Genomic DNA, 5,777 nt, shown 5'->3' on the forward strand with positions numbered 1-5,777 from the left:
GAAAAAATAGATGGAAAAATTTTCTAAATGTGGATAAGTCATTTTATCATAAAACATCTAAAAATTGATGAATTTACTCTTCAGAACTGTTAAAAAGATTGTAAACTTTACATCTTTGTTGGAAAGGGATATAATAGCTAAAAAATAATCTTTCAAACTACTAGGGGTGCCCGGATTTGGCGGGCTGAGAGAAAAACCGGCGTTTTTCAACCCTTTGGACCTGATCCGGATCATACCGGCGTAGGAAAGTAGGAATTTGTAAAAAAATTTCTTGCTGATGAAGTCAGGTCTTTTCGGGCCTGGCTTTTTTGCATGGGAAGGGATGGGACAAATGAAACTGGATGAGCAGGTGGTCGTCATCACAGGCGGAAGCAGGGGGTTAGGCAAGGCAGTTGTAAAAGCTTTTGCAAGAGAAGGGGCGGGCGTTGTCATCAACTATTTTGAGAGTGAGGGGAAGGCAAAGGATCTTCAGCATATTTTAGGCGAAAAAGCGGTTGCCCTGAAGGCGGATGTAAGGGATCCGGCGCAGGTAAGAAAGATGTTCCGGCAGGCCGAAGCTTATTTTTCCAGGCCTGTCACGACGATTGTAAATAATGCCCTTGTGCATTTCCGCTTTGATCCGGAATCCCGGCACGATGCTTCCCGGATTTCGTGGGAGGAATACAGCCTGCAGATGGAAGGTGCGGTTCGCGGCGCATTAAATACCATCCAGGCCGGCCTTGCGGGAATGAAACGGCTGCATTTCGGCAGGGTGATCAATATTGGCACAAACCTGTTTCAAAATCCGGTTGTCGCCTACCATGATTACAATACGAGCAAGGCTGCGCTCCTCGGCTTCACCCGGAGCATGGCGAAAGATCTGGGGCAATATGGCATTACCGTTAATATGGTATCCGGCGGCCTTCTGAAAACGACGGATGCAAGTGCGGCCACATCTGAAGCGGTTTTTCAATTGATTCAGGAAACTACTCCGCTGCAAAGGGTGACAGAACCGGAAGACGTTGCGGATGCCGTGTTGTTTTTTGCATCGCCATGGGCCAGGGCGGTAACCGGGCAAAACCTCGTCGTTGACGGCGGACTTGTAATGGATTAGGAGGGAATGAAAATGGAAAAGGAAAAACCAATTGAACTGCTTGAAAAAATCAGGGAAGCCAATCCGCTTATCCATAATATCACGAATATTGTGGTGGCTAATTTCACAGCAAACGGGCTGCTGGCACTCGGCGCATCTCCGGTAATGGCCGATGCGGTGGAAGAAGTTGCCGATATGGCGAAAGCGGCAAATGCGGTCGTATTAAATATCGGCACTTTGAATGAAAAAGCCGTCGAAGCCATGATTTTGGCGGGAAAGTCTGCAAATGAAAATGGCGTTCCGGTCGTCCTCGATCCGGTAGCTGCCGGTTCAACCCGTTACCGGACAGAAACGGCAAAAAAATTGCTGAAAGAAATCCGCTTCACATCCATCAGGGGAAATGCCGGAGAAATCGCCAATCTGATCGGAATAGATGCCAAAGTTAAAGGCGTCGATGCAGGAGATACCAGCCTGGATACGGGCGAACTCGCTTTAAAAGCGGCAAAAACGCTTCATACTACGGTCGTGGTAAGTGGCAAGACGGATGCGGTGTCAAACGGTTCCGAACTCTATCTCGTACATAACGGCCACCCGCTTTTAACAAAAGTCACCGGGACAGGCTGCCTTTTGTCCGCAGTTTGCGGCGCCTTTCTCGCTGTTGAGGAAGATCCGGTTCAGGCATCCGTTTCGGCGCTTGCGATTTACGGCGCTGCTGCGGAAATCGCAAGGGAAAAAACAGGCGGGGATTTGCCGGGCAGTTTTCAAATGGCATTTTTAGACCAGCTGGCAGAAATAGGGGCTGAAGAAATCCAAAAATATGCCTCTTTTGAAAAGAAAGAAGGATGAACGTCATGAAAAAAGCACTTACCATTGCCGGTTCTGATTCCGGGGGCGGTGCAGGCATCCAGGCAGACTTGAAAACATTTCAGGAATTGGAAGTATACGGCATGTCCGTGATTACCGCGGTGACAGCGCAAAATACACGCGGCGTCCAGGGGGTATTTCCGCTCGGACCCGAAGCCGTCTCCCGCCAATTGGAGTCCATTGCCGGAGATATGGGGACGGATGCGCTAAAAACCGGCATGTTGTTTGATTCCGGCATCATCGAAGTGGCCGCGGAAAAAATCAAAACCTACCGCTGGGAAAAACTCGTTGTGGACCCGGTGATCATTGCAAAAGGCGGGGAAACCCTTTTGCAAAAGGAAGCGGTTCAAGCCTTAAAAAGCAAGCTGCTTCCGCTCGCCTTCATTGTGACGCCGAATCTTCCGGAAGCAGAGGAACTGGCAGGAATGCCCATCCGAAATGCCGGGGATCGGAAGGAAGCGGCACGCATCATTGCGGATTGCGGCCCCCGGTATGTCCTTATTAAAGGCGGCCATAACGCATCTTCCCCGGTTTCGAGCGACTTGCTTTTTGACGGGGTGAATTTTTACGAATATACAGCGAAAAGGTACGCAACAAAAAATACGCACGGCACCGGCTGTACGTTTTCTTCGGCGATTACGGCGGAATTGGCAAAAGGCGCGGATATATTTGCTGCAGTGTCGACAGCAAAAGCATTCATTTCCGCCGCGATCGAAGACGGCATTCAAATTGGACACGGGCACGGGCCGACAAACCATTGGGCGTACCAAAAAAGGAGAATGAAAAACGGATGACAGCCGAATATTTGCGTGGCGCATTGAAACTGTATTTTATTATGGGCAGCCCGAACTGCACGCTGCCGCCGGAACAAGTGCTGGAAAAGGCCATCAGGGGCGGCGTCACCCTTTTTCAATTCCGTGAAAAAGGGAACGGTGCACGAAAAGGCGAAGAAAAGAAAGCGCTTGGTGAAAAATTGAAGTGGATATGCCAAAAAAACGGGATTCCTTTTCTTGTAAATGATGATATTGCACTTGCGTTGGAACTGGATGCTGATGGTGTGCATGTCGGGCAGGAAGATGAACCGCTGGCATCCGTACGAGAAAAGTTGGGGGATAAGATCATCGGCGTCTCGGCCTATACGTTGGAGGAAGCCAGGCAGGCAGCAAACGGAGGCGCGGATTATCTTGGCGTTGGCCCCATTTTTCCGACGAAATCGAAAGAAGATGCGAAAGCGGCGAAAGGGACAACCGTCATTCGCGAAATCCGCCAAAATGGCATCCGGATTCCAATTGTCGGAATTGGCGGCATAGGGCCGGGCAATGCAAAAAGCGTCATAGAAGCGGGCGCAGACGGCGTTTCCGTCATTTCTGCGATCGCAGGCGCGGAAGATGCAGAAGCGGCAGCTGTCCTGTTGAAAAGGGAGCTCGCTTTATAATGAAGGCGTAAAGCCCTGCGCCTTTTGACAGTTTAAAAATGGAATCAAGATAAGCCGGGTGTAGGAGCCTGGCTTTTTTGGTGCCAAGCAGGCTGAATGGCGGTGAATTTTTTGCGAGAATTTTTCAATATCTTGGTTGATAAAACGTTTGTTCTTGTGATAAAATACAAACAAACATTCCGGTGGAAGGGAAGGTGAGGGCTGTTAAAACCAGATAACCTCTCATCATTTGTTGTTTTTTGTGCTGGCAAGGCGCAGAGAATGGTTTATGCGAATAGGGGGGAGAGGCAGTGGAAAATTACAGAAAATGGGAGGATGTACCGGAAAATCTGAAAACAAAAACACAGCTGAAAGCATTAAAACGGAAGCCTGTCGGGGAACCCAAAGCGATGAAAATCGGCTATCGCGGAAAAAAATATCCTTTGTACGATATAAACGAAACACAGGTCGTGAAACAAAGACAAACGGACATATCCAAACTCGAAATGACGATTCATAACATCGCTGAATCTCTATATATTATCAACAAGTCAGCTAAAAAAAGCAGGGATACAAAAAAGATAAACTATTTTGACAGGAATTATGGTGTGGTCAACAGAGCAAAAACACGGCAATTAAAACTGTATGCATTAAAAGATGCTGTCCTCCGCAAGTTGCTTGATGAAAATAAGGCTGAAATGATCGGCTATCATACTCAGAATGGAAAGAAATTGCTGCTCATTCAGCTGGAAGACTACACCTTTCATTTACCGGCAGAACAAGGCCAGACGAAATGTTTGAAGCACCTGGGCGAAATTGCTATTATTCCGGCAGCGGCAACAAGAAAAGTTACGCTAAAATATAATGAAGCGGTAAAACTTTTAGAAACCTTTTTGCAAAAGGATTGAAAACAGCGAATCCGGAAAGTCAAACGGGAGACATGCGGGATTTTCTTAAAATGTTTTTCAAAGTTTACGCAAATGATGGTAAAATTTAGATAGCAATTTGGGAAAGGAGCAGGCATGATGGCGGACGGTGTTGTTGTTTCGGTAAATACAGGCAAACCAAAGGCGCTTGCCTATAAACAGAAAGTGGTGCAGAGTGGCATTTTTAAAACACCACAGGAAGGCCCGGTATATCTGGCAAAAGAAAATTTCGAAGGGGACAAGCAGGCGGACCTTGTGCATCATGGCGGAGCGGATAAAGCAGTCTGCGTGTATGTTGGTGATCATTTTCCGGTATGGGGGAAGAAATTTAACCGGACTTTTGAGCCGGGGGCATTTGGCGAAAATATTACGCTCTCGGGATGTTCGGAAGCAGATATCCATATCGGCGATGTTTTTCAAATGGGGGAAGCGGTTGTGCAGGTATCACAGCCGCGGGAGCCTTGCTATAAAATTGCTGCGAAACACGGATTGGACAGTTTTCCTGCCGATATTGTGGAAACTGGCTGGTCCGGCTTCTATATGCGTGTGCTCGAAGAAGGTTTTGTCCGGAAAAATGACAGCTTTATCCTCCTTGAAAAAGGGGAAAAACAGCTTTCCATCCTGCATATCAATAACATCAGATACCATGATAGAACAAATTTTGATGCGATAGAAGAAATTTTAAGTGTAAAGGTGCTTGCCAGTGACTGGCAAAAACCATTCCGGAAATTATGGCTGAAAAAAGGGAATGGATAAAAGAAACGGCTGCTGTGACAGGAGTACTGCGGTTCCCTGAAAACGACCTGTACGTATGTAACAGAGGAAGCTCAATGCTGTTCCGCCATCTTAACTTGTAGCATAGATCCCTGTTTCTTCATTATATTAAGGAGCAGGGATCTTAAAAAAAGATGGAAAACATTACCTTGCTCTATCTTATTGACTTAAGTTACGGATAAATGTTATGATAAATGAGCTGACCCGTTAGGTGGATAAACAACGGGGTTAAAAAAAGATGTTGACAGCGAATTGATATTTTGATATAATAATTAAGTCGCTGTTAAGAACAGCAAAGATTGTTCCTTGAAAACTGGACAAAACGAAATGTCAAATTCTTTTTGAGCTTTTATCAAACATCTTTACTGAGAGTTTGATCCTGGCTCAGGACGAACGCTGGCGGCGTGCCTAATACATGCAAGTCGTGCGGACCTTTTAAAAGCTTGCTTTTAAAAGGTTAGCGGCGGACGGGTGAGTAACACGTGGGCAACCTGCCTGTAAGATCGGGATAACGCCGGGAAACCGGGGCTAATACCGGATAGTTTTTTTCTCCGCATGGAGGAAAAAGGAAAGACGGCTTCGGCTGTCACTTACAGATGGGCCCGCGGCGCATTAGCTAGTTGGTGGGGTAACGGCTCACCAAGGCAACGATGCGTAGCCGACCTGAGAGGGTGATCGGCCACATTGGGACTGAGACACGGCCCAAACTCCTACGGGAGGCAGCAGT

Annotated in this window: 6 protein-coding genes, 1 rRNA gene and 1 riboswitch; all 7 genes read left to right on the plus strand. The window is 47.2% G+C overall.

Translation table 11 applies throughout. The features are described from left to right. Nucleotides 1-152: 152 nt before the first annotated feature. Nucleotides 153-264: riboswitch (TPP riboswitch) on the plus strand. A gap of 67 nt (nt 265-331) precedes the next feature. Then, nucleotides 332-1,093: a 3-oxoacyl-ACP reductase gene (locus IC21_RS02405; RefSeq protein ID WP_029143036.1), complete on the plus strand. Its 762-nt coding sequence runs from the start codon at nt 332-334 to the stop codon at nt 1,091-1,093. A 12-nt stretch (nt 1,094-1,105) separates the two neighbouring features. Further along, entirely contained in the window at nt 1,106-1,918 is an 813-nt protein-coding gene (gene thiM / locus IC21_RS02410) for a hydroxyethylthiazole kinase (RefSeq protein ID WP_019721235.1), read from the plus strand. 5 nt (nt 1,919-1,923) lie between these two features. Continuing rightward, nucleotides 1,924-2,730: a bifunctional hydroxymethylpyrimidine kinase/phosphomethylpyrimidine kinase gene (thiD, locus tag IC21_RS02415; RefSeq protein WP_013859338.1), complete on the plus strand. Its 807-nt coding sequence runs from the start codon at nt 1,924-1,926 to the stop codon at nt 2,728-2,730. Then, the gene (gene thiE, locus IC21_RS02420) at nt 2,727-3,371 is read left to right on the plus strand and encodes a thiamine phosphate synthase (protein ID WP_013859339.1); all 645 of its coding nucleotides are present in this window, start codon (nt 2,727-2,729) and stop codon (nt 3,369-3,371) included. Before thiD ends, thiE begins: the two co-directional genes overlap by 4 nt. A 389-nt stretch (nt 3,372-3,760) precedes the next feature. Further along, on the plus strand, nt 3,761-4,258 hold the full coding sequence (locus IC21_RS02425) for a YkyB family protein (RefSeq protein WP_230951764.1): 498 nt from the start codon (nt 3,761-3,763) through the stop codon (nt 4,256-4,258). A 117-nt stretch (nt 4,259-4,375) separates the two neighbouring features. Beyond that, nucleotides 4,376-5,032, plus strand: coding sequence for an MOSC domain-containing protein (locus tag IC21_RS02430; RefSeq protein WP_029143037.1), 657 nt, complete (start codon nt 4,376-4,378; stop codon nt 5,030-5,032). 379 nt (nt 5,033-5,411) lie between these two features. Further along, a 16S ribosomal RNA gene (locus IC21_RS02435) occupies nt 5,412-5,777 on the plus strand; the annotation flags it as partial.

It is taken from the genome of Heyndrickxia coagulans DSM 1 = ATCC 7050, from assembly GCF_000290615.1.
Classification (GTDB): domain Bacteria; phylum Bacillota; class Bacilli; order Bacillales; family Bacillaceae_C; genus Weizmannia; species Weizmannia coagulans.